Below are 625 nucleotides of genomic sequence, written 5' to 3'. Positions count from 1 at the left end.
ATCCCAGCCACAGGGTGACGAGCGTGCGTGCAGGCACGAGATCGAGACGCTGGGCGATGCTGCCGCAGCGGCTGTCGTCGCCGAGCGGATCCCAGAAATAGGGCTGGTAGCAATGGCGGCGCGCGATCAGGGCGCGTTCCGCGGGCAGGAGATCGCCGGCCGCGGAGAAATGCGCGATGCCGGCCAGATCGAAGATCGGCAGGGTCCGGGTGACCTCGGTCTGCCCGGCACCGAGCAGGCCGTGGTTGATCGGCGGCGTGACGGCCAGCACCATGAGGACTCCCGCGACGATTGCGAGGCCGCGCTGCCAGAGGCGCGTGGGCCAGGGCGCGAGCATCACCACCAGCGGCGCTACCGCGAAGACGGCATTGGCACGCACCAGCGTCGCATAAGCCAGCAACAGGACCATGGCGATGATGGCCGGGACCGGCATCCGACGCCCCGCCAGCCGCCACCAGCCGACCAGCCCGACCGCGGCGAGCATCGCGCCGAGCATCTGGGTGTCCTTCAGCACGGCTGCCTGCCATCCGGCGAAGAGCGGCAGCGCGCCCATGGCGAGCACCGCTGCGCCTGCCCCGGCCCTGCCGGCCCGCGCCAGCGCCGCCGCCAGCAGGCCGAGGCCGAG

At 72.3% G+C, this 625-nt stretch carries 1 protein-coding gene; it reads right to left on the bottom strand.

What is annotated here, in order from left to right:
- The coding region (locus tag AC1DZC_RS20075; RefSeq protein WP_477044502.1) for a hypothetical protein at positions 1–625 on the bottom strand (625 nt) is incomplete at both ends.

It is taken from the genome of Cellulomonas sp. P2_B4, assembly GCF_056404795.1.
Note: the sequence above shows the minus strand (reverse complement) of the source record. Positions and strands in the feature narration are given on the sequence as shown.